This window comes from Acrocarpospora catenulata (genome assembly GCF_018476525.1).
GTDB classification, from domain to species: domain Bacteria; phylum Actinomycetota; class Actinomycetes; order Streptosporangiales; family Streptosporangiaceae; genus Acrocarpospora; species Acrocarpospora catenulata.
In genome coordinates this window covers 1-23800 of the sequence record NZ_JAHCST010000030.1, presented here as the reverse complement: position 1 = coordinate 23800, position 23800 = coordinate 1, and the positions used below count along the sequence as shown (strand labels likewise).

General features: G+C 69.2%; 24 protein-coding genes. 10 read left to right on the top strand and 14 right to left on the bottom strand.

The genetic code is table 11. The features are described 5' to 3' along the window. The first annotated feature begins 46 nt into the window (after window positions 1-46). Entirely contained in the window at window positions 47-631 is a 585-nt protein-coding gene (locus KIP79_RS26790) for a septal ring lytic transglycosylase RlpA family protein (RefSeq protein ID WP_308169909.1), read from the top strand. Here KIP79_RS26790 and KIP79_RS47395 read toward each other — a convergent pair. Continuing rightward, the gene (locus KIP79_RS47395; protein WP_214107749.1) at window positions 610-939 is read right to left on the bottom strand and encodes a winged helix-turn-helix transcriptional regulator; all 330 of its coding nucleotides are present in this window, start codon (window positions 937-939) and stop codon (window positions 610-612) included. The genes KIP79_RS26790 and KIP79_RS47395 overlap by 22 nt on opposite strands. After that, window positions 902-1447 carry a DUF1707 and DUF4870 domain-containing protein gene (locus tag KIP79_RS26780; protein ID WP_308169908.1) on the bottom strand — a complete coding sequence of 182 codons (546 nt, stop codon included), beginning with the start codon at window positions 1445-1447 and terminating at the stop codon, window positions 902-904. Before KIP79_RS26780 ends, KIP79_RS47395 begins: the two co-directional genes overlap by 38 nt. Before the next feature lie 280 nt (window positions 1448-1727). Between KIP79_RS26780 and KIP79_RS26775 the strand changes: the two genes are divergently transcribed. Continuing rightward, on the top strand, window positions 1728-2075 hold the full coding sequence (locus KIP79_RS26775; RefSeq protein WP_372453674.1) for a hypothetical protein: 348 nt from the start codon (window positions 1728-1730) through the stop codon (window positions 2073-2075). A gap of 144 nt (window positions 2076-2219) precedes the next feature. Then, on the top strand, window positions 2220-2639 hold the full coding sequence (locus KIP79_RS26770) for a DUF1877 family protein (protein WP_214107694.1): 420 nt from the start codon (window positions 2220-2222) through the stop codon (window positions 2637-2639). A 21-nt stretch (window positions 2640-2660) separates the two neighbouring features. Here the strand turns inward: KIP79_RS26770 and KIP79_RS26765 are convergent, their stop codons facing one another. Then, window positions 2661-3719, bottom strand: coding sequence for a DUF4192 domain-containing protein (locus tag KIP79_RS26765; protein ID WP_250213894.1), 1059 nt, complete (start codon window positions 3717-3719; stop codon window positions 2661-2663). A 373-nt stretch (window positions 3720-4092) separates the two neighbouring features. Between KIP79_RS26765 and KIP79_RS26760 the strand changes: the two genes are divergently transcribed. Further along, on the top strand, window positions 4093-5025 hold the full coding sequence (locus KIP79_RS26760) for a DUF4326 domain-containing protein (protein ID WP_214107692.1): 933 nt from the start codon (window positions 4093-4095) through the stop codon (window positions 5023-5025). Between the two features lie 20 nt (window positions 5026-5045). Here the strand turns inward: KIP79_RS26760 and KIP79_RS26755 are convergent, their stop codons facing one another. Next, window positions 5046-5816 (bottom strand): EI24 domain-containing protein, encoded by a 771-nt coding sequence (locus KIP79_RS26755; RefSeq protein ID WP_214107691.1) that lies wholly within the window; start codon window positions 5814-5816, stop codon window positions 5046-5048. 135 nt (window positions 5817-5951) lie between these two features. On the opposite strand from KIP79_RS26755, the gene KIP79_RS26750 reads away from it, so the two are divergent. Then, the gene (locus KIP79_RS26750) at window positions 5952-6893 is read left to right on the top strand and encodes a phosphotransferase (protein ID WP_308169907.1); all 942 of its coding nucleotides are present in this window, start codon (window positions 5952-5954) and stop codon (window positions 6891-6893) included. Here the strand turns inward: KIP79_RS26750 and KIP79_RS26745 are convergent. Further along, on the bottom strand, window positions 6886-7488 hold the full coding sequence (locus KIP79_RS26745; protein ID WP_214107689.1) for a Maf family protein: 603 nt from the start codon (window positions 7486-7488) through the stop codon (window positions 6886-6888). The two genes, KIP79_RS26750 and KIP79_RS26745, sit on opposite strands and share 8 nt — an antisense overlap. Window positions 7489-7598: 110 nt before the next feature. On the opposite strand from KIP79_RS26745, the gene KIP79_RS26740 reads away from it, so the two are divergent. Continuing rightward, entirely contained in the window at window positions 7599-8792 is a 1194-nt protein-coding gene (locus tag KIP79_RS26740; RefSeq protein ID WP_214107688.1) for an RNA-guided endonuclease InsQ/TnpB family protein, read from the top strand. A 197-nt stretch (window positions 8793-8989) separates the two neighbouring features. Further along, the gene (locus tag KIP79_RS26735; protein ID WP_214107687.1) at window positions 8990-10849 is read left to right on the top strand and encodes a CASTOR/POLLUX-related putative ion channel; all 1860 of its coding nucleotides are present in this window, start codon (window positions 8990-8992) and stop codon (window positions 10847-10849) included. A 5-nt stretch (window positions 10850-10854) separates the two neighbouring features. Here KIP79_RS26735 and ftsH read toward each other — a convergent pair whose 3' ends face one another. From ftsH to KIP79_RS26720, 3 genes are read right to left on the bottom strand one after another with little or no spacing between them, the layout of a single operon-like run. Continuing rightward, a complete protein-coding gene (gene ftsH, locus KIP79_RS26730; protein ID WP_308169906.1) occupies window positions 10855-12795 on the bottom strand; it encodes an ATP-dependent zinc metalloprotease FtsH in 1941 nt (646 codons plus the stop codon). 24 nt (window positions 12796-12819) lie between these two features. After that, a complete protein-coding gene (locus KIP79_RS26725) occupies window positions 12820-13311 on the bottom strand; it encodes a DUF1269 domain-containing protein (protein WP_214107686.1) in 492 nt (163 codons plus the stop codon). 52 nt (window positions 13312-13363) lie between these two features. Further along, window positions 13364-14188, bottom strand: a complete 825-nt coding sequence (locus KIP79_RS26720; protein ID WP_214107685.1) for a hypothetical protein — start codon at window positions 14186-14188, stop codon at window positions 13364-13366. A gap of 224 nt (window positions 14189-14412) precedes the next feature. On the opposite strand from KIP79_RS26720, the gene KIP79_RS26715 reads away from it, so the two are divergent. Next, window positions 14413-15399: a DUF3616 domain-containing protein gene (locus KIP79_RS26715; protein ID WP_214107684.1), complete on the top strand. Its 987-nt coding sequence runs from the start codon at window positions 14413-14415 to the stop codon at window positions 15397-15399. Here the strand turns inward: KIP79_RS26715 and KIP79_RS26710 are convergent. After that, on the bottom strand, window positions 15390-16079 hold the full coding sequence (locus KIP79_RS26710; protein ID WP_214107683.1) for an aminoacyl-tRNA hydrolase: 690 nt from the start codon (window positions 16077-16079) through the stop codon (window positions 15390-15392). The genes KIP79_RS26715 and KIP79_RS26710 overlap by 10 nt on opposite strands. Continuing rightward, on the bottom strand, window positions 16076-17386 hold the full coding sequence (locus tag KIP79_RS26705) for an MFS transporter (RefSeq protein ID WP_214107682.1): 1311 nt from the start codon (window positions 17384-17386) through the stop codon (window positions 16076-16078). Before KIP79_RS26705 ends, KIP79_RS26710 begins: the two co-directional genes overlap by 4 nt. 72 nt (window positions 17387-17458) lie before the next feature. Here KIP79_RS26705 and KIP79_RS26700 point away from each other — a divergent pair, with 72 nt between their 5' ends. Further along, window positions 17459-18427 carry a GlxA family transcriptional regulator gene (locus KIP79_RS26700; RefSeq protein WP_214107681.1) on the top strand — a complete coding sequence of 323 codons (969 nt, stop codon included), beginning with the start codon at window positions 17459-17461 and terminating at the stop codon, window positions 18425-18427. Here KIP79_RS26700 and KIP79_RS26695 read toward each other — a convergent pair. Next, window positions 18384-19934, bottom strand: a complete 1551-nt coding sequence (locus tag KIP79_RS26695; RefSeq protein WP_214107680.1) for a fused response regulator/phosphatase — start codon at window positions 19932-19934, stop codon at window positions 18384-18386. The genes KIP79_RS26700 and KIP79_RS26695 overlap by 44 nt on opposite strands. Window positions 19935-20000: 66 nt before the next feature. Here KIP79_RS26695 and KIP79_RS26690 point away from each other — a divergent pair, with 66 nt between their 5' ends. Then, window positions 20001-20336 carry an STAS domain-containing protein gene (locus tag KIP79_RS26690; RefSeq protein WP_214107679.1) on the top strand — a complete coding sequence of 112 codons (336 nt, stop codon included), beginning with the start codon at window positions 20001-20003 and terminating at the stop codon, window positions 20334-20336. A 74-nt stretch (window positions 20337-20410) separates the two neighbouring features. Here KIP79_RS26690 and KIP79_RS26685 read toward each other — a convergent pair whose 3' ends face one another. The 3 genes from KIP79_RS26685 to KIP79_RS26675 form a co-directional block, all read right to left on the bottom strand. Next, entirely contained in the window at window positions 20411-21592 is a 1182-nt protein-coding gene (locus KIP79_RS26685) for an endo-1,4-beta-xylanase (RefSeq protein WP_214107678.1), read from the bottom strand. Between the two features lie 141 nt (window positions 21593-21733). Next, window positions 21734-22684 carry an MBL fold metallo-hydrolase gene (locus KIP79_RS26680; protein ID WP_214107677.1) on the bottom strand — a complete coding sequence of 317 codons (951 nt, stop codon included), beginning with the start codon at window positions 22682-22684 and terminating at the stop codon, window positions 21734-21736. Window positions 22685-22864: 180 nt separating this feature from the next. Further along, window positions 22865-23563, bottom strand: a complete 699-nt coding sequence (locus KIP79_RS26675) for an NADPH-dependent F420 reductase (RefSeq protein WP_214107676.1) — start codon at window positions 23561-23563, stop codon at window positions 22865-22867. Between the last annotated feature and the right edge of the window lie 237 nt (window positions 23564-23800).

Genomic DNA, 23800 nt, shown 5'->3' with positions numbered 1-23800 from the left:
TTCCGCCCCACCTGAACGTGTCCTGGTTCGCCGCTTGTGTGTTGCCGTGTTGGCGGCGGCGACCACGGTTGGGTTCGCTTTCGGCTTCTGGTTCCTGGTCAGCGCAGGGGCGGCACGTCTCGACGCGGCGAACATGGCGCGCGAGAAGGAAGCCACCAAGGCGGCAGCCAAGCGACTCCACAAGTCACCCAAGACGAGCACGACCACCTCGGCTCCCCCGGAGAACACCCCACTCTCCACCGAAACCGAATCGGCCCCACCCACCGAGCAGCCACCGACATCACCTACGCCCTCGACGTCGGCACCGCAGCCATCGCCCTCACCGTCGAAAGCCCCCAGCGTCGTCTCCGCAGGAACCTGCCGCGCGGCGTACTACGAGGAAACCCAGGACACCGCCAGCGGCGAACGCTTCGACCCCAACGCGCTGACAGCGGCACACCGCACCCTCCCGATGCACAGCAAGGTCAGGGTCAGCAACCCCCAGACCGGCCAATCGGTCGTCGTCCGCATCAACGACCGGGGCCCTTTCGTGGACGGCCTCTGCCTGGACATGTCCCGCGCCGCCTTCGGCAAGATCGGCAACCTGAAGGCGGGCATGATGCAGGTCCGCTACGAGGTCCTCGCGGGCTGAGCCTCCTTGAGCGCGGCCTGCCGCTCCGCGTAAACCCGGCGCGCCGCCTCGATGTCGTCGAGATGCACGACGGCCCACTCCATCAACTGCTGCACCGTATCCAGCAGCGTACGACCAAGCGAGTAGTCCACCCGTGGCGGCACCACGGGGTGAATCCTCCGCTCGACCAGCCCGTTCTCCTCCAGCCCCCGGAGATGGAACGTGAGGCCTACCCGGACCGCGGCACGGTCATCCTGCTCCGCACCGCGATCGGCTTCAGCCGAGCAAGGGTCACTTGATGAGACGGACCGTGAGCGGGTAACGGAAATCCCCGTCCGCCAGCGCGGAGACCCCGCCGATGATCGACAGCACGATGCCCAGTACCCAGGCGATCGGCACCAGCACGATCCCGATCACCGTAATCGGCAGCAGGATCGTGGCGCCGAGCACGGTGAGGTGCATGTTGAGCGCCTCCAGAGCGTGCTTGCGCACGTAGGGAGAGCTCTTCCCGGCCGCGAGCAGCATGATCAGCGGCCCGATGACGAACAGTCCGGTCAGGGTGATCAGATGGGCCGCCGCACCCAGAACCCGGTCGGCCGCGTCGTACGCCCGGGGGACGGGCAGGTCTCCCGGCTTCATCGCCGCGAGAGGGGGTGGAGCCGGGACCTGCGGATAGCGGGACCCGTACAGATCGGTCATGATCGGCATGAGGTCGGCGTGCGTGCGGGCGGTCATCGCCAGATGCAGCCGCTCGTCCATCTCGAACTTGTCGAGACGCCCCTCCGCGTAGGCGGCCTTGACGTGCTCGACCACCTGGTCCCTGTCCTCGTTGGTCACCCTCAGCTGAGGGTGCGGCCCGGGCGCCCGGCCCGGCCATGGTGGTGTCGCTGCCGCCGGCATCAATGCCTAACCTTCCCTCACTCCGAGCGGCCGCCGCACGTGCCACACGCGACCGCTTCCCTCTTCGAGTCTGCCCTCGCCATCGCGATGGCGCGTCACTCCTGTCCATCCATAGTCGATCGGTGGCGCCCCCGGGTCCATCCGGGATGTCCCCCACCCAACCCCGGGCCGTCCCGCAGTTCAACGCGTTGCCCAAAAGACCGGTATATAAATGGGTATGAGATGGTGGCGTGACCGCTATGGCCTTAGACGCAACCGCGGCCCAAAGGTCGCCAAGTTCGACCGAGAGGCAACCGATCAGGACATCGAGGCCCTAATCGAGTTCGCCAAGTCACGCAGAGGCGTGGAGTTCTACGTCGAACCTGAAACCTTCGCCACCGACACCACCGCCGTAGCCATTGCCCACGACGGCGAATGGACCCGCCGCCGCGTAGGCTCCCCCGCCGTCATCAAGAAGGTGGCCCGCGACCTCGCCCTCCCGGTCTACGACGTCCAGCTGACCGGCTACCCGGCCCGCATGCGCGCCTACAACGCCCGCCGCCGCGAGGAATCCAACCCCGATTGACCACCATTGTTCCTGTCGGAAATCTCCGGGTGAACCAACCGTAAACACAACTCCGACAGATACCGACGCTGTCCTGACGAGCACGGAGGATGTGTGGGGGTTCTGACCAGTTTCCGAAGGTTGCCCTCGGAGACGTTCGCAACATTGACGCCGGAGTCGCTGTCCTGGGTACTCGGTTACGCCGAAAACCCTCCGGGGAACCCTGAGCCACCCTGGGCGGATATCGACAAGGCATGGGAGGACATCCTCCGCGTCCTCGACGGCACCGGGCAGGACGCCGCCTACACCGTCCTCGACGTGGACGTGGAATTCGGCGAAGGCCCGTACGCGGGGGTGGAGATCCGCCGCTACCCACCCGACCTGGTGCGGACCGGCGCGACCGCGCTGAGCGCCCTACGGTTGGCGGAGATCCGCGCGCTGGCCCTGGAGCGCGAACTGACCGACTACGACGGCGATCCGATCGAGTACCTGCTGGACTACACCCTGAGCCACCTCGAAACGATCATCAGGTTCTGGCGGGAGGCCGCGGAGTCGGGTGAGGGCATCGTCTCCTCCACCAGCTGACCCTCTGACAGTGACGGCGGTTCACCTCGATGGCGTGGAGAGCAGCTTGAGCAGGGGGACCAGCCAGGAGGGGTTGGGGGTGCCCATTTCTTCGGTCAGGGCTTCGGGGGTGGGCATGTTGTCGCGGAGGAGTTCCGGGGGGAGAAGGTGGTGGATGGCCTGGGTGAGAAGAGTGGCCATGGAGTAGGCCGGGTCGGCGGCGAGGGCCCGGTGCAGGGCGATGGAGGCCAGGGCGCAGTCGCCTTGGCGCCAGGCAGTGGCGGCCAGGAGGGACGCGGCCGGGGCGACGTGGTGAGGGGTCAGGCGGCGGGTGAGGTCCTGCCAAAGGGTCCGGTGGACTTCCCGGTCGTCGATCAGGGTCCAGGCTTCGTCGCGGACGCGGATGAGGGCGAGGTCGAATCCGAGCCGGGCGGCTTCGTCGTCGTCAAGGCGGCCTCCTGAGGTGTAGAGGTCGATGGTGGACCTGACGCGGGTGATGCCTTCGGCTATCAGCTGGGAGGCGATGTTCGCGTGCTTTCCGGCGGAGAGGGTGGTTCGGAGGGTCGCCGCGGCGCGCTCGGTGGCCTGGTCCATGGCTTCGCGGGCTGAGCCGGAGCGGGGGATGACGGAACGTTCGAGGGCCTGCCGGTCGGGTAGCGCGACCATGCCGTGGACGATCGCCTGCGCTGCGACAGGGCTGGCGACGGGGTCGTAGGGGGTGCCGTCCGGCGGGCAGCAACTTGGGCGCGTGCAGAGGTATGACCAGTATCTGCCGTTGTCGGCTCGGAGGGATTCCTGGACCTGGATGCCCTCCTCGCGCAGCAGGCGGGTGACCTCGTCGGCCGCGGCGGTGACCAGCGGGCCGGGACCGTACCCGATCAGAACCGTCATGGTGACCTTCTCCCGGCGGAGCAATGGCACAAGGCCGGCGAAGATGCCCGGTTCCGGCGGAAGATCCCAGCGGGTGCTCACCCGGACCCAGGACTCGACGAATCCGATCACCACCAGACTCCGCTCCGGGTGGAAACCGAGCAGGAACGGCACCGCGGCCAGAATGTCGGTAGCCGACGACAGTCGCAGTCTCGGGCTTGCAGAACTCATGGCCCGCACTGTGCCCATCCTCGATCAGCCCTCAAATTCCGAACACGATTCTGTGGAAACCGCGAGCCGAGTTCGGCCCTTTGTGAATCACAGATCCGCAGCTCAGGGAGCCATTCCGCCCGCCGCCCAGGAGCGCCCTGTGGAGAAACCCCGCCAGGAAGGCTGGGATGGATCGAGCGCTGTTCGCGCAGGGCGAAGATCATGATCTGGTAAAGCGTGCCGCGCGTTGGAGAGACCGGCGCTAGTGGGCAGAGGACCCTTTGTGGGCATGCGCGACAGGCGATCCGTGAATCCTCCGTCCACCGAGGGGTGGTCCGATCACGAGCGATCCAGGTTGGTCGCTCTGCTCGACGGCGAAACCGTCCTGGTGAGCATGAACCAGCGGAGAGGGCATCCGCGTCTGATCGCCTGGGCCAAGTCAGAGAACCTCTATGCCCGGATCGACTCGCGGAGCATTTGGGGCAATCCTCACGAGAAGGACGACGTACTGCGCGGCGAGCAGCTCCGGCGCTATGAAGCACACCTGCACGCCAATCCCGGCCTGCTGGCCCAGGTCGGTGAACTCCGCGGTATGGCCCTTGGCTGCTGGTGCACCCACGGCCCCTGCCACGGCCAGATTCTCAAACTCCTCGCCGACGGCCCCACGCCCCCGACCCCTGCGGCGGTCCCCAACGACCTCACCGCGGAAGAGAAAACCGCCCTGGCCGAAGCCGAAAGCGCCATCGAGCGCGGGCTCACCACGTTCGTGGATGTTGGTCACGCGCTTTCCAGGATCCGTTCCGAGCGCCTCTACCGGGGCACCCACGCCCGTTTCGAGGACTATTGCCGCGACCGCTGGGGCTTCACCAAGAACCACGTCAACCGCCAGATCGACGCCGCCCGCGTGATGGGCACCCTGGCCATCACCCACATCCCCCGCCAGCATCCCCATCCGACGAATCCGCCCGCGCCCACTCCCCCGCAGGAATCCAACCGCCTGGGCGAACTGAGCGGCCTGCGCGCCCCCAACCCCACGAACCGACCAGAAGATCACCCCACCGAATTCCGCCCGCCCGCACCCCCCAAACCGCCGTCACCAACGGTCCCCGCCCCAACCCCCGGTAACCCCGTCTCCCCCAGCCGGATAATCGACAACCTCCTGGCCACCTTCGCCGACTACCCAGCCCTGATAACCGCGACCACCGGCTTCGAAAAGGAAACCACCCCGCAGCAGGCCCGCCTCTGGTCCCAGCAACTGGCACGGGGCATCCACGAACTCCAGAAACTCCAGAGAAAGCTCGGCGCCTTCCTGGACACCCACGGCTGAGGCAGGACCCCCGATACGGGCTACCGCACCTCAGGCGTCAGCCGTACCCGAACCAGAAGGGCCGCGCCGGCCACCGCGCCGGGCATGGTGAGAACGGCGGCGAAGGGGATGAGGAAGGTGAGGAAAACGGCCACCCCGAAGCCGAGGGCCAGGCCCTTGTTGGCGCGGAGGATGGCGAAGCGGGCCTTGCGCTGAATGCGGCGGCGTTCCATGGCGAGGGCGGTCAGTTCGACGGTGAGGAAGAAGCCGGAGACCGCGGCGCCGAGCACGGGGACGACGGTCTGGCCGATGACGGGGACGAAACCCAGGATGAAGAGGGGGATCGTGAACATCAGCACCAGAATGAGGGTGACGATGCTGTCCCGGATGGACCGGAACAGGGCCTGCCAGAACGGGGTGTCGTCGTTGGGCACGCCGCCCATCGACTCTTCGACCTTCTCCGAGAGTTTGTCGTAGAACGGCCCGCCGATGGCGAGGGTGACGGCGGCGAAGGTGACGACGGAAAGCACCAGCCCCGCGACGAAGATGACGATGCCGATCAGGGTGCGGAAGAGCCCCTGCCAGCTCCAGTCGTCGGCGAACGGCGTCATCCAGGCGGCGATGTCGCCCGCGTTGGTGCCGAGCCAGATTAAGGCCACCACATAGAGCACGAACGCGATCAACGCCGGGATCAGCCCGAACAGCCACCACCGGGGATAACGGGCCGTCCACCCCAGCCCTTTGAAGAAAAACCCCACCCCCTCGAAGAATCCGCCCACACCCTGCCGAACCGGCCGCCCAATCCCACTCATGCCCGGCAGGCTAGCGCTTCCCCCGCCTACCCGCGATCGACCCGCCTCGCCACTACGAATCCCGCTGGTTAACCGGTCGAAGCGGCGCCACGGACAGGGGCATAATCACGCCCCATGAAAGACAGACCGGAAGGTGTGGAAGAGAGCGCGCTGACTGCGAAGCTGGCCGAGGCGTGGGAAATTGATGTGCCGGCGCTGGCGTATCTTCCGATGGGGGCCGGGAGCTACCACTGGTCGGGGGTGGATTCCGGTGGGCAGGCGTGGTTCGTGACAGTTGACGATCTTGGGGTCGCGAAAAACGGGCGCGCGAGGCGTTTCGAGGGTCTGGGGCAGGCTTTCGGGACGGCGGTGGCGCTTCGGCGGGATGCCGGGCTCGAATTCGTGGTTGCGCCGGTTCCGGATCGGAACGGGTTCCCGGTGGTGCGGCTCGACGGCCGGTACGCCGTTTCGTTGTTTCCGGTGGTTGACGGTGTGGCCGGGGCATTCGGCGAGCACCGGGCGGAAGACAAGGCGGAAGTGCTCAAACTGCTGATCGAGCTGCATCGGGCCAAACGGACGACGACGGTCCCGGCTTCGCGCATTGAGTTGCGTCTTCCCGGCAGAGACGCACTCGAAGCCGCGTTGAACGACCTGGAGAAGCCCTGGACGGGAGGACCGTTCGCCGAACCGGCGCGGGAACTGCTGACGAAGAAGGCCGGGTATGTCACTCAGTTGCTCGGCGAGTTCGACCGGCTGGCCGAGCAGGTACGGAACACCGTCCCAACCTGGGTGATCACCCACGGCGAACCCCACCCCGGCAATCTCCTCCGGAATGCGAACGGCCTCCACCTCATCGACTGGGAGACCGTGCGGATCGCCCCGCCGGAACGCGATCTGTGGATGCTGGCCGACGACGGCATCCTCACCGAATACACCCAGGCCACCGGACACCAGGTCACCCGGGAAGGTCTGGACTTGTTCCGGTTGTGGTGGGAGGCCAACGACATCGCCATTTTCGTCGAGGAACTCCGCCGTCCGCACCACGCCACCGAGGACATCACCGCGTCCTGGACCTACCTGAACAGCTACTTCAACTGACGTTCTCCCGCCAGAGCGCGGTCACCGGATAACCCAGCCGCCCGAAAAGGCGCCGCAGCAGCGGCAGCGAAATCCCCAGAACGTTGCCGTGATCGCCCGAGATCCCGTCGATGAACCAGCCGCCCAGCCCATCCAGGGTGAAGGCGCCCGCCACGCGGAGCGGCTCACCGCTGGCCACATAGGCGGCGATCTCGGCGTCGCTGGGACTGCCGAACCGAATCTCCGAAGAACCGACCTCCGACGCGGCACGGCCAGTGGCCACATCGATCACGCAATGCCCGGTGAGCAGCTGACCGGTCCGCCCGCGCATCGCCGTCCACCGCGCGACGGCCTCCTCTGGAGAACGCGGTTTCCCGTACGCGACGCCTTCGAATTCGAGCACGGAATCACATCCGACAACGAGCACGTCGCCGCTGAGCCCGCCCGCCACCACCCGCGCCTTGGCCTCGGCCAGCGCCAGGCACAGCTCCCCGGGAGTGGCGGCGGCGATCGCCTCCTCGTCCACCCCGCTGACAATTACTTTCGGCTCCAGCCCCGCGTCCCGGAGCACCCCGAGCCGAGCCGGCGAAGCTGAAGCCAACACGACCTTCGTCACCGGATGCCTCCAGCGTGGATGCCCCGTCCTTCAAGGCGGGGAGGAAATGCGGAACAGCGCGGCACTTCCGGCTCCGTTTTCTGTCGGTGGGTCTCGGTAAACTCCTGGCCATGTCCCGCTACCGGCTTTCTCCGACGCCTGCCCAGGAGGCGGCACTGTCGGAGCATTGCGGGCATGCGCGGTTCGTGTGGAATTTGGCCGTTGAACAGCACTCTTTCTGGAAGCCGGGCCGTAAATCCGCTCCCGGGTTCGCCGAACAGTGCAGGCAGCTGACCGAAGCGCGCGCCGAATTCGACTGGCTGCGCGCCGGTTCGATCATCGTCCAGCAGCAGGCACTGAAGGACTTCGCCCAGGCGATGGCGAACTTCTTCGCCAGAACCCACAAGCGGCCGGCATGGCGGAAACGCGGCCAGGGTGAAGGCTTCCGGATCGTCGCCGTAAAGGCCGGTGACGTGCGCCGCCTTTCCCGCAACGTCGGCGAGGTCAAGGTGCCCAAGGTCGGCTGGGTCCGCTTCCGCTGGTCCCGGGCCGTCCCCGAAGGGGCCAAGTCCTTCCGCGTCACCCGCGACCGGGCGGGCCGCTGGTTCGTCGCGTTCGCGGCGATCCCCGAGCCCATCCCGGCGCCGGGAACCGGTGAGGTGGCCGGCGTTGATCGTGGCGTGGCCGTCAGTGCGGCGGTTTCGACCGGGGAGCTGCTGAACGCGCCCACCCTGCGGGATTCTGAGAAGGCGCGCCTGTTGCGGTTGCTGCGCCGACTCGCGCGGGCCGGGCGCGGCTCCAGCCGGCGCGGCAGGGTCAAGGCCGCGATCGCCAAGCTGAAGGCCCGCGAGAGGGACCGGCGCAAGGACTGGGCCGAGAAGACCTCTACCGGCCTGGCCCGCCGTTTCGACGTCATCGCGGTCGAAGACCTCAAGGTCAGAAACATGACACGTTCGGCCAGAGGCACCATCGAAGCACCGGGCAGGAACGTCCGCGCCAAAGCGGGCCTGAACCGCGGCATTCTCGCCGCCGGCTGGGGCCTGCTCGTCACCCGGCTGGAGCAGAAAGCGCCCGGCAGGGTCGTCAAGGTCAGCCCCGCTTACACCTCGCAGTGTTGTTCGGTGTGCGGGATCGTGGATCGGGAGGCGCGCGAGAGCCAAGCCGTCTTCCGGTGCCGGTCCTGCGGATACGCCGCCAACGCCGACGTGAACGCGGCCAGGAACATCCGGGATATCGCCGCAGGGCATGCGGTGAAGGCGCGGGGAGGCGACCGGGATGCCGGGCCTGTGAACCGCGAACCTCAACTTGTCCTCCTTTCCGTGTGAGATGAGTTGGAATCCCCCGCTTTCAAGCAGGGGAGGATGTCAAGCCACCAAAGCTTAGGACGTCCCGGCCGGCTCCCACGCGCCATGGCCGCGAGGCCCGGTACGTACCGGATATTTCGGTAGTTGGTTGGTTTGGGGTGGAAGGGGGTGGGGTGGGAGGTAGCTTGGGCCGTTGGGTGATCGTCAGAGGAGGTTGGGTGGCGCGGGCTTCGGTTCGGGAGCGGGTGCGGTACTGGTTCGACAACACCATGGCCAAGGGCACCGGGGCGCTGATCGGGTGGCTGGCGCTGGTGTCCGGGGTGTTGATCGGGGCGGTCGGCGGGCTGACCCTCTGGTTGACGCCGTCGGAGGTGAAGGACGGCGCGCCAGGTGCGGCCTGGGCGGTGCTGGTGCGCACGCTCAGCCCGGGGAAGATCGCCAGCGACTCCGGCACGATGCCCTACCTGACGCTGATGCTGCTCGCCTCGCTGGGCGGCATCTTCATCGTGAGCCTGCTGGTCAGCCTGCTCACGACCGGCCTGAAGAGCAAGGTCGAGGACCTCCGCAAGGGCAGGTCGAGGATCATCGAGACCGGCCACACCGTCATCCTCGGCTGGTCCGACCAGATCTTCACGATCGTCGGCGAGCTGGTCCAGGCCCACGCCAGCCAGCGCGGCTCCGTCGTCGCGATCCTCGCCGACCGCGACAAGCTCCAGATGGAGGACGAGATCAGGCAACGGCTGGGCGACACCGGCCGGACCCGGCTGGTGTGCCGTACCGGCCGCCCGACCGAACCCGCCGACCTGGCCCTGATGAACCTGGAGGGCGCCCGCTCGGTCGTGGTGCTCTCGCCGCACGGCGACGACCCGGACGCCCATGTCATCAAGACCCTGCTGGCCCTGGCCAAACGCGCGGGCGAGCACCCGCCCGCGGTGGCGGCGATCGCCAGCTCCGGCAACATGGCGGCGGCCCGGCTGGCGGGCGGCCCCGGCGTGCACCTGGTCGACTCCGACGACACGGCCGCCCGATTGATCGTGCAGTCGTCCCGCCAGTCCGGCATGTCGGTCGTCTGCATGGACCTGCTCAACTTCGACAACGGCGAGATCTACCTGCGCGCCGACCCCTCCCTGGCCGGTCGCACGTACGGCCGGGCGCTGACCGCCTTCAAGGGCGCGACCGTGATCGGCCTACGCAAGCAGGGCAAGGTGGTGCTGAACCCGCCGGCGGACACCCCCATCGGCACCGCGGACGAGGTCATCGTGATCGCCCACGACGACTCGATGATCCGCCTGGCGGCCGGGAGCGCGCCGGTCGACGAGGAGGCCATCACCACCGCGGAACGGGCCGGTACGACCGCCGAACGCACGTTGTTGCTGGGCTGGAACCCCCGGGCCCGCAAGATCGTCCGCTACCTGGACGGGTACGTGGCCCCCGGCTCGGTCCTGGACATCGCCGCCGACCACCCGGAGGCGGGCACCGGCCTGACCGGCCTGCGCCACCTCACCGTGAACACCAAGGACTGCGACACCACCGACCGGTACGCGCTGGAGTCCCTGGGCGTCGGCCTCTACCAGCACGTGATCGTGCTCTCCGACGACCGGTACCCGGCCCCCCACGCCGACACCAGGACCCTGATGACGCTGCTCCAGCTCCGCGACATGCAGGCCGCGCTGGGCGAGCGGTACTCGATCGTCAGCGAGATGCACGACGAGAACAACCGGGCGCTGGCCGAGGTGACCGAGGCCGACGACATCGTGATCAGCGACACGGTGATCGGCCTGCTGCTGGCCCAGCTGGCCGAGAACCGCCATCTGGCGGACGTCTTCGGCTACCTCTTCGACTCCTACGGCTCGGAGATCTACCCGCGCCCGGCGGGCGACTACGTGCGGACCGGCGGCCCGGTGAACTTCGCGACCGTGATCGAGTCGGCGCGGCGGCGCGGCGAGACCGCGATCGGCTACCGGCTGGCGGCCGGGGTCAACCAGCCACCCCACTTCGGTGTCGTACTAAATCCAGACAAGTCGGCTACGGTCACCTTGGGTGGCGCCGACTCGGTGATCGTGCTGGCCGAACGCTGACCCGGCTACCGCCCGCGCTGGATGTCCGGCCGGGGCTCCACCCCGGCCACCTCGTACGCCTCGGTCTCGTCCAGGGTCTCCCGTTCCAGCAGGGCCGCCACGATGTTGTCGAGCTTCTCGCGGTTGTCGCGGATCACCTTCTGGGCGGTCTCGTAACACTCCTCCACGATCCGCCGCGCCTCCTCGTCCACGGCCGCCAGCGTGGCCGAGGCCGCCGGTGACTGGTCGTCCTGGAACAGCACGGTCAGCGGGCCGATCCTGGGCGACATGCCCCACCGGCCCGCCATGCCGCGGGCGATCATCGTCACCTGCTCCAGGTCGTTCTCCGCGCCGGTGCTGACCAGCCCGAACACCACCTGCTCCGCGGCCATGCCGCCGAGCGCGCCGACGATCCTGCCGCGCAGGTAGTTCTCGTCGTAGGCGTACCGGTCGGTGTCGGGCGTGGACAGGGTCACGCCCAGGGACCGGCCGCGCGGGATGATGGAGATCTTCCTGACCGGGTCGGCCCCGGTCTGCAGCATGCCGAGCAGGGCGTGCCCGGCCTCGTGGAAGGCGGTGCGCACCCGCTCCTCCTCCGGCATGACGATGGAGCGGGCCGCGCCCAGCTGGAGTTTCTCCAGGGCGTCGGCGAAGTCGGCGGAGCTGACCCGCTTGTTGCCGCGCTTGGCGGCCAGCAGGGCCGCCTCGTTGACCAGGTTGGCCAGGTCGGCGCCGGTCATGCCGGGCGTGGTCTTGGCCAGCCGGCCGAGGTCCACGTCGGCCGCCAGCGGCACCCCCCGGGTGTGCACCTTCAGGATCGCGGTACGGCCCAGCGCGTCCGGCGGCGAGACCACGATGTTCCGGTCGAACCGGCCGGGCCGCAGCAGCGCCGGGTCGAGGATCTCCGGCCGGTTGGTGGCCCCGATGACGATCACGCCCTCCTCGGCGGAGAACCCGTCCATCTCGGTGAGGATCTGGTTGAGCGTCTGCTCCCGCTCGTCGTGCCCGCCCAGGGTGGCGGCGCCCCTGGTCCGGCCGATGGCGTCGATCTCGTCGATGAACACGATGGACGGCGCCACCTTGCGCGCCTCGTCGAAGAGGTCGCGCACCCGGGAGGCGCCCACACCCACGATCATCTCGATGAACTCCGAGGCGCTGGCCGAGAAGAACGGCACACCCGCCTCACCGGCGACCGCCCGGGCCAGCAGCGTCTTGCCGGTCCCGGGCAGCCCGGTGAGCAGCACGCCCTTGGGCAGCTTGGCCCCGAGCCTGCGGTACTTGCCGGGCTCCTTGAGGTAGTCGACGATCTCGACCAGCTCGTTCTCCACCTCGTCGATCCCGGCCACGTCGGCGAAGGTCACCCTGACCTTGCCGCTCTCGATGGGCCGGGCCGCCCGCGATCGGCCGAGGCCGCCCAGCCCGCCGCCGCTCATCATGCCGGGCCCCCTGCGCAGCACCCAGATCCAGACGCCGGCCAGCAGGAGCACCGGTAGCAGGGAGAGCACCAGGTTCCCGAAGGTGCCCCGCTGGTCGGCCACCGGCTCCGCCCGTACGTTGACGTGCTGGCCGCTCAGCTGGGCGAACAGCTGGTTCTGGTTGGCGAAGACCGGGATCTCGGTGGAGAACTTGGTGTACTTGGCGTTGTGGTCCTGCGGGTCGGCGGCCGGTTTCTTCAGGGTCCCCTGGAGGGAGTACCCGGTGGCGTAGATGTCCTGGACGTTGCCCGCCTGGACCTGCCGGGTGAACTCGGTGTACGAGATCGTCTCCACCTGGGTCCGGTCGAACATCGAGGAGACCGCGAAGAAGAGGGCATACGTGATCAACATGGTGAGCGCGAAGCGCCACCAGTTGATCTTCGGCCCCCGGGGTTTGCTCGGCGGCAGCCCCTCGGCGCGCCAGGGCTTGGACTTCTCCTCACCTGGCGGCCGCTTCTCCGGTTCCCTTCGCTCCTGCGGCTGTTCGGACACCGGTCTCCCACCTGTCCCCCGGGTTCAGCCCCGGGCGGCGGCCGCGGCGTTCCTGAGCTGTTCCTCCGCCTCCTTGCTGAGGGAGGTGTGGATGATCTGCCCGCCGTACGGGGCCAGCTGCGGGATCACCTTGTCCGGGGTGCTCTGGTCGATGAGCAGGAACAGGGCGGCGGCGCCCGGCTTGAGGCCGGCCGCGAGGTCCTTCATGAACTTGTCGTCGACGCCGGTGTCGGCCAGGGCGCCCATCGCCGCTCCGGTCGCCGCGCCGACCGCCATGCCGATGAACGGCATGAAGAAGATGAGGCCGATCAGCCCGCCCCAGAGGGCGCCCCCGGCCGCCCCGGCGGCGGTGGTGGGCGTGGTCTGCTTGAGCTTGATCTTGCCGTCCTTGGTGCGCTCGACGATCGCCGCGTCCCGAATGTTGATCAGCTGCTCCCGCTGGAGCTGCAGCACCTTGTCCCGTACCGCGATCGCGGTGGCCACGTTGTCGTACGCGACAGCGATCAAATTAGCCATTGGAATCCCCCCGATATCCAGATGGCGCTATATCTCCCCAGCTGAGAGCGGTCTAAAGCACCTTAATTCCGGACATCACCGTGTTGATGTCGCGCCAGCGCTTCTTCTGGGTGTCCGGCACCGTGACGAAGACCAGGGCGGGCTTGGCCTCCGGCACGTCCACCAGCGCGATGGCCGCCATCGAGCGGCGCTTGTCCCCGCGCAGGGTGTAGGTGACCTCGTACCCGAGGAGCCAGCCCGGCCGCTCGTCCACGGTGATCGCCTGGGAGGCGGTCCACTCGATGGTGGCCCCGGCGGGGTGGTGGTTGAGCGTCCAGCGGGCGGCCAGGAAGGCGGTGTCCCGCAGGCTCTCCTGGACCTCGATCGGCACCGGGCAGGAGACCAGCATGCCGCGGTAGGCCGAGCCCTTGACCTTGGCGAGCAGCTGCCGGGAGGCGAACGGGGACGCCTTGGCCAGCTGCCATTCCTTGCTGAACCGGGGGATGCTGACGCCGGAGCGCTCGTCCTTGATCGCCCCGCGGGTGGGCGCGGACCTGCCCGCGAGCTTTCCGAACTTCTCCTCGACCACGGGTAACGCGGGCACCCGGGGGTCGGCGAGCCCGGCCGCCAGCGCGGTGGAACCCGGGCTGGCGCTGGCCACCACGGTGGGGGACGGCGACAAGGTGGCGGCGGCCGACGGGGACGGCGGGGCGAGGGTGGTCAGCACGGGGGCCGCCGCGGTGGTCGCCACCGTGGTCGGCACCGTGCTCGGCACGATGCTGGGCGCGGCGACCTGGCGGGTGGGCGGCTCGTCTCTGGTGACCACGACGGCGGCGGCGAGCACGGCCACGGCGGCGACCACCACGACCCCGGCCACCGTCCGGTAAACCAGCCGCATGGGCAGGTCACCAAGGTTCTTGCTGGACGGCGGGGGCGGCGGAAGCTCCGGGATCGTGATCTTTGGAAGTGGCGTGGTCTCCGCCTCTGCCGCGACGTACGTCGGAACAGCCTTAGTCCCATAGTCCCCAGGTGACACGAACGGGAGCGTACGGCAACTCGCGTGATTTTCGGGTGCGATCACCATCACACTTCGGGAACAGGTCTCTACCCGATAATGGGGACGTGCATGTTGAACTGCGCTTTACCCCCGGCACCGGCGTTCATCACGATCTGTCGGCGGTACGCCAGGACGGCGGATGTCTCTGGGTCGCCGGAGACGAGTCCGCGGCAGTGGAACGTTTGACCTGGCGGGACGGCGCATACCAGGACCACCGCTCGTTTCGGCTGGCCGATTTGGTGGACCTGCCCGCGGGCCCGGACGAGGAGGCCGACATCGAGGGCCTGGCCAGGGCCGACGGCTGGCTCTGGGCGGTCGGCTCGCACAGCCTCAAGCGCAGACGCGTCAAACCCGGCCAGAGCGGCGAGAAGGCCCGCCGCCGCCTGGCCACCGTGCTCCGCGAGGAGAACCGTTTCACCCTGGTACGACTCCCCCTGGTGGAACGGGACGGCCTGCCGGAACCCGTACGCCGGGACGGCGACCGGACCGCCGCCATCCTGTCCGGCCCCGGCCGCACCCTCACCGACCTGGTGGCGGACGACCCCCATCTGGCGCCCTTCCTGGACATGCCGGGCAAGGACAACGGCTTCGACGTCGAGGGCATCGCGGTGCTCGGCTCGCGGGTGCTGGTGGGCCTGCGCGGGCCGGTGCTGCGGGGCTGGGCGGTGATCCTGGAGATCCGCCCGGAACCCGACCCGCGCGACCCCACCCGGATGCGTTTGGGCCGGCTCGGCGAACACCGGTACCGGACCTACTTCCTCGACCTGGACGGCCTGGGCATCCGCGACCTCTGCCCGATCGGCGACGAGTTACTCGTGCTGGCCGGTCCGACGATGGTTCCGGACGGGCCCTTCCGGGTGCTGCGCTGGCGCCCCGGCGACGACTTCGGGCCACCGCCGCCGCTGGTCGCCGAACTGCCCGCGCACCGGGGCGCGGACCGCCCGGAGGGCATCGCCCGGCTGTCGGACGGCCGCCTGCTGGTCGTCTACGACACGCCCTCCCCGGCGCGGCTGACCCCGGAGGGCGTGTACGCCGACATCGTTCAGGTGTGACGCAGCGGCCCCCACCCGGCCGGGCGGAAGCCCCCTTCGCGCAGCCAGGGCGTGTCGGCGATCACGGTCACCGAACCGGGCTCGATCTCGGTGAACCCCGCGTCCCGCACCTCGGGCAGCCCGCTGCCCGACAGCTCCGCCCAGGTCTCCGGGTCCGCCGTACGCACCGAGGTGGCGTATCCGGCCTCCCGCCAGGCCGCGCGCTCGGCCGGGCCGCTCCCCCACCAGGCCAGCTGCGCGGCGTGGCCGCACTGCGCCATGGCCTTGCCCGCCGACATCTCCAGCCCGGGGTTGACCCAGAGCACGACCTCCCCTGGCGGCCCGGGTTCCGCGCTGTCGGACAGTTCGGTGCCGGAGACCTGGAGCCGGGACAGCTCCTTCGGCCAGCCGTCCAGCGGGATCGGCGGATGCGCCCGCACCTCGGCGGTCCCCACCTCGGCGGTCAGCCCCGGCAGCTCCAGCACCCGCCGCCACTCCGACCCCCGGGCCCGCCTGACCACCTTCCTGATCCCGATCCGCTCCCACTCCTGTACAGCCGACGCCCACTCCCCCTCCCCCGCCGACCGGGGATCGTCCAGCAGGGCCAGCACGGCCGCCGCGGCCGCCCGCAACGCGTCGGTCCGCTCCGGAGGGGTGGCCCGCTCGATCCGTACGACGAGGGGCAGCACTCGCTGAGTCATGCGGTCAAGGATGCCGCACGGGGGCGGGTGATCAGCAGGGACATGATCGCGGCCAGCGCGCAGAGCGCCCCGGCGGTGTACCAGGCCAGGTCGTAGTGGCCGAGGTGGTCGCGGGTGAGCCCCGCCAGGGTGGCCGCGAAGGCGGCGCCGATCTGGTGGGAGGCGAACACCCAGCCGAACACCACGCCCCCGTCCTGGCCGTAGATACGGCGGCAGAGCGCGACCGTCGGCGGCACGGTGGCCACCCAGTCCAGACCGTAGAAGATGATGAAGACCAGCATGCTGGGCTCGGTGGTGGCCGCGAACAGCTGCGGCAGCACCAGCAGGGAGGCCCCGCGCAGCGCGTAGTAGACGCCGAGCAGCACCCGGGGGTCCACCCGGTCGCTCAGCCAGCCGGACAGCACGGTGCCGACGATGTCGAAGATCCCGATCACGGCGAGCAGCCCGGCGGCGGTGGTCTCGGCCATGCCGTGGTCGTGCGCGGCCGGGATGAAGTGGGTGCCGACCAGGCCGTTGGTGCTGGCGCCGCAGATGGCGAATCCGCCCGCCAGGTACCAGAACGGCCGGGTCCTGGCCGCATCCCGGAGCACCCGCACCGCCCGGACCGCCGCGCCGCCCGCCGGAGGCGCGCTGACGGGGGTGTCTGCCGTCGCCCCGTACGGCCGCAGCCCGATCTCCTCTGGCCGGTCGCGGAGCAGGAACCAGATCAGCGGGACCACGGTCAGCGCGGCGGCGGCCACGGTGACGGCGGCGACCCGCCAGCCGGACGACTCGACCAGCAGGGCCAGCACCGGCAGGAAGATCAGCTGGCCGGTGGCGCCCCCGGCGGTGAGCACGCCGACGACCAGGCCACGGTGGCGGACGAACCAGCGGTCGGCCAGCGTGGCGGCGAAGACCAGCGCCATCGAGCCGGTGCCGAGACCGACCAGCACGCCCCAGCAGAGCACCAGCTGCCAGCTGGCCGTCATGAAGACGGTGACCCCGCTGCCCGCCGCGACCAGGGCGAGCGCGGCGGTGACCACCCGGCGCATGCCGAAGCGGTCCATCAGGGCGGCGGCGAAGGGGGCGGTCAGGCCGAAGAACATCAGGTTGACCGAGACGGCGAAGCCGATGGTGCCCCGGGACCAGCCGAACTCGCGCTCCAAGGGGGTGATGAAGACGCCCGGCGTGGCCCGGAACCCGGCGGCGCCGATGATCGCCACCAGGGCCACCCCGGCCACGATCCAGGCCCGGTGAACCCGGAACGCCCGGTTCGCAGGCCCGGCTACCGGACCCTCCGTTTCATCCTCTTTGCCAACGATCGTCATGCCAAGCATCCTCTCGTCACGAAATATCGCCTGGCGAGTGGCCTGATAGCCAATATGTGAAAGAATCGGGCCATGCCGTACGAGCCACATCGCATCGTCGTGGTGGGTTTCGATGACTTCGCCACGCTGGACTTCGGGATTCCCGGGCAGGTGTTCTCCTCGGCGGGGACCGGCCGGTACGAGGCGGTGACCTGCACGCCGGGCGGACGGCCGGTCTGGTGCTCAGCGGGGTACCGGATCCTGCCCGACCACGATCTGGACGTGCTGGACACGGCCGACACGGTGATCGTGCCGGGCATCCACGGCGGGCCGCCCTTCACCGAGGGAACCCTGGACAAGGAGGTGGCCGAGGCGCTCCGCCGGGCTGCCGGGCACGCCCGGATCGTGTCGATCTGCACCGGCGCGTTCGTGCTGGCCGCCGCCGGGCTGCTGGACGACCGCCCGGCCACCACCCACTGGCGGCACGTGGACCGCTTCCGCGCCTTCTATCCCCGGGTCCTGCTCAACCCCGATGTGCTGTTCATCGACGACGGGGACGTGCTCACCTCGGCGGGGAGTGCGGCCGGCATCGACCTCTGCCTGCACCTGGTCCGGCGCGACCACGGCAGCGAGGTGGCCAACAGCACGGCCAGGCGGTGTGTCGCCCCGCCGTTCCGGGAGGGCGGGCAGTCCCAGTTCATCGAGCGCCCACTGCCCGATCCGGCCGGGATGTCCACCGCGGCCACCCGATCCTGGACGCTGACCCGGCTGCACGAGCCGCTCGACCTGGCGGCGATGGCCGCGCACGCCCGGATGAGCGTGCGCACCTTCACCCGCAGGTTCCGGGAGGAGACCGGGCTCAGCCCGGCCCGCTGGGTGACCGGGCAGCGCGTCGAGCACGCCCGCCACCTGCTGGAGACCACCGACCTGCCGGTGGACGAGGTGGCCAGGCTGGCGGGCTTCGGCACCACGGTCTCGCTCCGGCAGCACCTGCACGCGGCCGTGGGGGTGGCGCCGCTCAGCTACCGGCAGACGTTCCGGGCCGCGAGCGGGATCTCCTGAGCGCCACCAGCGCGATGTCGTCCTCGTGGCCCGGCCACATCAGGTCCGCCAGCAGCCGGTCGCAGAAGGCGTCCAGGTCCGGTTCCGGGTCGGCGGCCAGGGTGCGCAGCCGGGCCAGACCGTCCGGCAGGCTCAGGTCGCGCCGCTCCACCAGGCCGTCGGTGACCAGCAGCAGCACGCCGCCCGGAGGCAGCGTGAGGCGGGACTCCGCGGGCCGGGGCAGGTCCGCGCCCAGCAACGGTCCCGGCAGCGTCAGGTACTCGGCGCGGCCTTCCGCGATCAGCAGCGGCGGCAGGTGACCGGCGTTGCCGAGCACGGTCTCGCCGGTGGCCGGGTCGAGCAGCAGCAGCGTCACGGTGGCGAGCTCACGCGGCAGGAACCGGAGCATCAGGCGGTTGACCTGACGCAACACCTCGCCCGGGGAATGGCCCTCCGCCGCGTACGCGCGGACCGCGTGACGGATCTCCGCCATCACGGTGGCGGCGTGCAGCGAATGGCCCAGCACGTCGCCCACCGCCACCAGCAGGCGGCCGTCCAGCTCGATGAGCTCGTAGAAGTCGCCGCCGATCTCGGCCTCGGCACTGGCGGGCACGTACCTGGCGGCCAGTTCCAGGCCGGGGACCGCCGGTAACGAGCGGGGCAGCAGGCTGCGCTGGAGGGTGAGGGCGATGCGGCGCTCCTCGTCGAGGGAGCGCAGGCCCTCGACCGCCAGGGCCACGGACTGGGCGAGCTGGCTGAGCACATGCAGGTCCTCGTCCTCGGCCATGGCGTCGGCGTCGATCAGGATGGCGGCCGGCGGGCGGGACTGCACCCGGGCCACGGCCAGCCGTACCTGTCCTTGGGCGGAGGGCAGCAGGTGGGCCCAGTCGCCGGCGGGGCGGGTGGTGACCGTAACCCCCCGGGCTACCTCGCCGAGGGGCGCGGGTGCGGTGCGGGCCTCTCCGTCATCCCGCGCATACCGCACCTGGTCGCCGTGCGGGACGGCGGCGAGGACGGCGGCCGGGCGGCCGAAGATGGCGGTGGCGCCACCGGCGGCGGCGGTGAGCAGATCATCCAGGTTGGTGGCGGCGTTGACGGCGAGGGTGGCGTCGCTCAGACCGGCCAGCCGCGCGGCCAGGCGTTCGGCGCGGCGACGGGCGCGGGCGTAGCGGAGCATGGCGTGCACGGTGGCCAGCAGCACCTCCGGCTCGATCGGCTCCAGCAGGTAGCCGTCGGCGCCCCTGGTCAGGCCCTGGGTACGCTCCCCGAGCGGGGACGCGGAGGCGGCCAGGTGGATCACCGGGAGCGCGGTGTTCTCCGCCTTGATGCGCTCACAGACCGCGAAGCCATCCATGTCCGGCAGACGTACGTCGAGCAGGACCAGGTCGGGCGGCCGCTGCCGGACGGCCGCGAGGGCGGCGGCGCCGGTGCCCGCCTCGACCACCCGGTATCCGGCGTGCTCCAGCCAGGCGGCGATCGCGCGACGGTCGGCGGGAACCCCGTCGGCGATGAGAATGCATTCCACCATCACCACCTCTTCATCTCTTATCGTTGGGGTTTGGGCCGATACAACCGAGGACGGCTGAGGACGGCGATGCCAGCTCTGCGGGTGGTCAGCGACCGGAACGATCCATATGTGGTGATCACCGTGCTCGGCGACGTGGACACCACCACGGTCGCCCAGCTGCAGGCCGAGGTGGCGCAGGCCCGGCAGATCTCCCCGCACCTGCTCTTCGACCTGGCGGGCATGACCTTCATGGACAGCGCGGGCATCCGGGTGCTGCTCGACGCGTACAACCACGCCCGGGCGCACGCCGGGAGCGTCGCGATCTGCTCGCCCCGGCCCTCGCCGAAGAAGGTCATGGAGCTGGTGGGACTGACCGCCCACATTCCCGTGCACGCCTCCCTCGCCGAAGCCCTGGCCGGGTGAGTGCCCCGGAGAGGGCCGTTCATGCGAAATCGGGACCACGGCCGGGCCGTGATCCCGATTTCAGGTAGTGAGCCCTACTTCTTTCCGCGCGGCAGCACGTACGGCGGGCCGGCGAAGATCAGGTCGGACTTGATCGCGTAGTAGGCGCGCTTGGGCTGGTAGCTCTCGTCGTAGAGGGTGGCCAGGCCCTCCAGCGGGTCGGTGAACCAGGTGGGCACCCAGGAGTGCTTGTCGGTGAAGCCCCAGAACGTGAACGACAGGCAGTGGCGGTTGGCCAGGCAGGCCTGCATCAGCACGCTGAAGTTGTCCGAGGAGGCCTGCAGCCGGGGGTTGATCTCGTTGGAGTCCCCGCCCTGCACGCCCGCGGTCATCTGGCTCCGCACGTCCACCTCGGTGAACGCGGTGGACAGGCCCAGGCCGGAGAAGGCGTCCAGCGCCTCCTTGACCTGGAAGGCGTTGTAGTTGCCGTACTGCGTGCCCAGGTGGCCCTGGCTGCCGACCCCGTCGATCGGCACGCCGCTCTGCTTGAGCTGCTTGACCATGTTGTAGACGTAGTACGTCTTGTCCGACGGGCCCTTGTCGCCGAACGCCTCAAGGTTGTAGTCGTTGTAGAACAGCAGCGCGCTCGGGTCGGCCGCGCGGGCCCAGCGGAACGCGTCCGCGATGTAGTTCGGGCCGAGGTGCTGGGCCCAGAAGCCCTTCAGGTGGATGCTGGAGGGGCTGTCCCACGGGTCGCTGGCGGCCTCGTTGACCACGTCCCACTGCCAGATCTTGCCCTTGAAGTGCTTGGCCACGTTGGTGATGTGCTTCTTCAGCAGGTCGCGGAGCTCGGTGGTGCTGATCGTGCCGTTGGCGACGCCCTCGGTGAGCCAGGTCGGCAGCTGGTTCTGCCAGACCAGGACGTGTCCGCGTACCTTCTGGTTGTTCTTCCGGGCGAACTCGATGAGCTTGTCCGCCGGACCCCAGTTGTAGGTCCCCCGGGTGGGCTCCAGGCTCTCCCACTTCATCACGTTCTCCGCCGTGACCGAGGAGAACTCGGACTTGACCAGCTCGCGATACTTCGGATCGGCGGGGTCGTCCAGGGCGGCCATGTCCACCGCGGTGCCGATGTACAGGTTGTGCCGCTGGCCCAGGGCCTTCAGGCTCTGGTTCGACGGATCCGGTGGGGAGCTTCCGGCGGATACCGGCACCACGTTGAGAGTGCCGCCCAGCGCCACCGCGGCGGCGCTGACCAACAGGAGACGCCTCAACCTCATGGAACTTCCTTCCGAGGGCATGCCTACGCAGGATGAAGACCGTGGGAGCGTGGTCTCGCTGACCGGCGGGGACCGGCAGCCGAAAAACGGCCGAAACTTTTCGTTTCTGCCCCGAAACTTTAAGTTACGGCCGATGGCCCGTCAACCACTGATCACATGCGGCTGGTGCTGCTCGGGAAGAAGGGTCCGCGGGTGGGCCCACGGCAGGACATTGGGCAGGTTCCGCCGCTCGAAGAACTCGAGGATCTCCCGGTCGGAGTGGCGGAGACTGAAATGGGTGAGCACGAACTGGGTGCCCGGGTGGGCCAGAACGATGGGTTCCAGCCGGCTCCAGACCGTGTGGCCGACCCGGTTCGCGCGTTCCAGCTCGGAGTCGTGGAGGAACGTGCACTCGGTGATGATGACCGGGTAGTCGAACAGCCAGGGATTCCGCTCGTAAACCCCGACGTTGGTGTCACCCATGTAGACGAACAGCGGTCGGCGGACCTCCTGCTCCACCGTCCGTCCCTCCTTGCGGAGCGCCGCCATCAGCTTGCCGAACTCGCCGGACCGGTTCTCCCTGGCGAGGTTCTCCCGGAGTTCCAGGTACTCCGGGAGGAGCGTCTTCCTGGTCTCCGAGAAGGCGTATCCGACGCAGGGAATCTTGTGCTCGCACTCGACCACCCGGACGTGGTGGCCCCGCCGCCCGAAGGTGAACTCGTCGTCCTGCCGTACGCCGTGCAGCCGGTGCCCGCCGGCCAGTTCCGGATCGAAGTCCGCGCCGTGATCCAGCCGTCCGGAGGCCGTCATGAACGCCTCCAGATAAGAGACCGAGGCGGCCGGCGAGTACACGTCCGCGCCATGCGAGGCCAGGTAGTCGACGTCCTTGGCGTGGTCGTGGTGGTTGTGCGTGAGGAAGACGGTGTCCACCAGGCGTCCCTCGCAGATGCCCGCGTCGAGGGAGCAGCGGAGTTCGGGCACCAGAAAAATGGTCTTGTCGTTGGCGCGGGAATATCCCATGAGCGTGACCTCCGCCCCGGGTATCCGCCACGTCTTCCACTGCCGGAACGGATGCCCCTGCGCCAACCGCTCCGGATGCCTGACCGGCCCCATAATCCGCTCCCCGGTGAATTCCCCTGCCGGCGACAGTAGCGATCCGACGGGAGCCGTCACAAACGGTTATGCGTCGCAATTGATCCGGGAGTTCGTCCTTCCCACGCGGACAACGAAAGACCCTGGGCAAGGAAGCTTCACTTCCCAGCACCCAGGGTCAGCCGTTCGCGGGCCGGTGGATCAGTCGTCACCCATCTCGGCGTACCGACGGGCCGAGGCCAGAGCCGCCCGTAGGGTGTCCGCCGCGCTGGGTACCGGGTTGTCCCAGCCGTCCGCGCCCGGCCCGGCGTAGAGCGAGGCATAGGCGGTGGTGTCGCGCTGGAACCGCCACCCTTCCGCCAGCGGGCCGGCGTCGACGGTGTCGTACCCGAGTGCGTCCAGGAAGGTGGTCACCGCCTGCTTCGCCCCCGCGTCGTCACCGGCGATCGGCAGGGCACTGCGGTCCGGCGACCCGGCCGGCCTGGCCAGCGACAGCAGGTGCTTGAAGAAGATGTTGTTGAATCCCTTGACCACCTGCGACTTGGGCAGATGCGCCTGAAGGAGTTCGCTGGTGGTCGTCGACTCCTCGTCCAGTTCGGCGATGTGCCCGTCGCGCTCGGGGTAGTAGTTGTTCGTGTCGATAACGATCTTCCCGGCGAGCGGCTCGACCGGAACACTGCGGTAGGCCCCCAGCGGAATCGTGACGACCACGAGATCCCCGGCTTCGGCCGCCTCCGCGGGCGTCGCGGCACGGGCGCGCGGCCCCAACTCCTCGACCAGCCCGCGCAGCGTCTCCGGCCCGCGCGAGTTGCTGAGCACGACGTCATAGCCCGCGGCGACCGCCAGCCTGGCCACCGTGCCACCGATGTGGCCACTACCGATGAGTCCAACTGTTGTCATGCCCGCCTCAACAGGGCTCGCTCCACCCGCATTCCCCACCGCACCCTGGGATCTTGCTAAGCGATCATGCACAGGCCCGCGGTGGGGTTCCCGCGAACGATCGAAGCTAACCTGCGGCTTTCACGGTGAATTTGAGCCAGCTTGATCGCCTACATGAGAAAAGTGCCTTTGAACTGGGAGGATAGGGCTTGTCTAGGGTCCAATCCGCGCCAGTTCAGAAGGCACTTTTCACGTGAA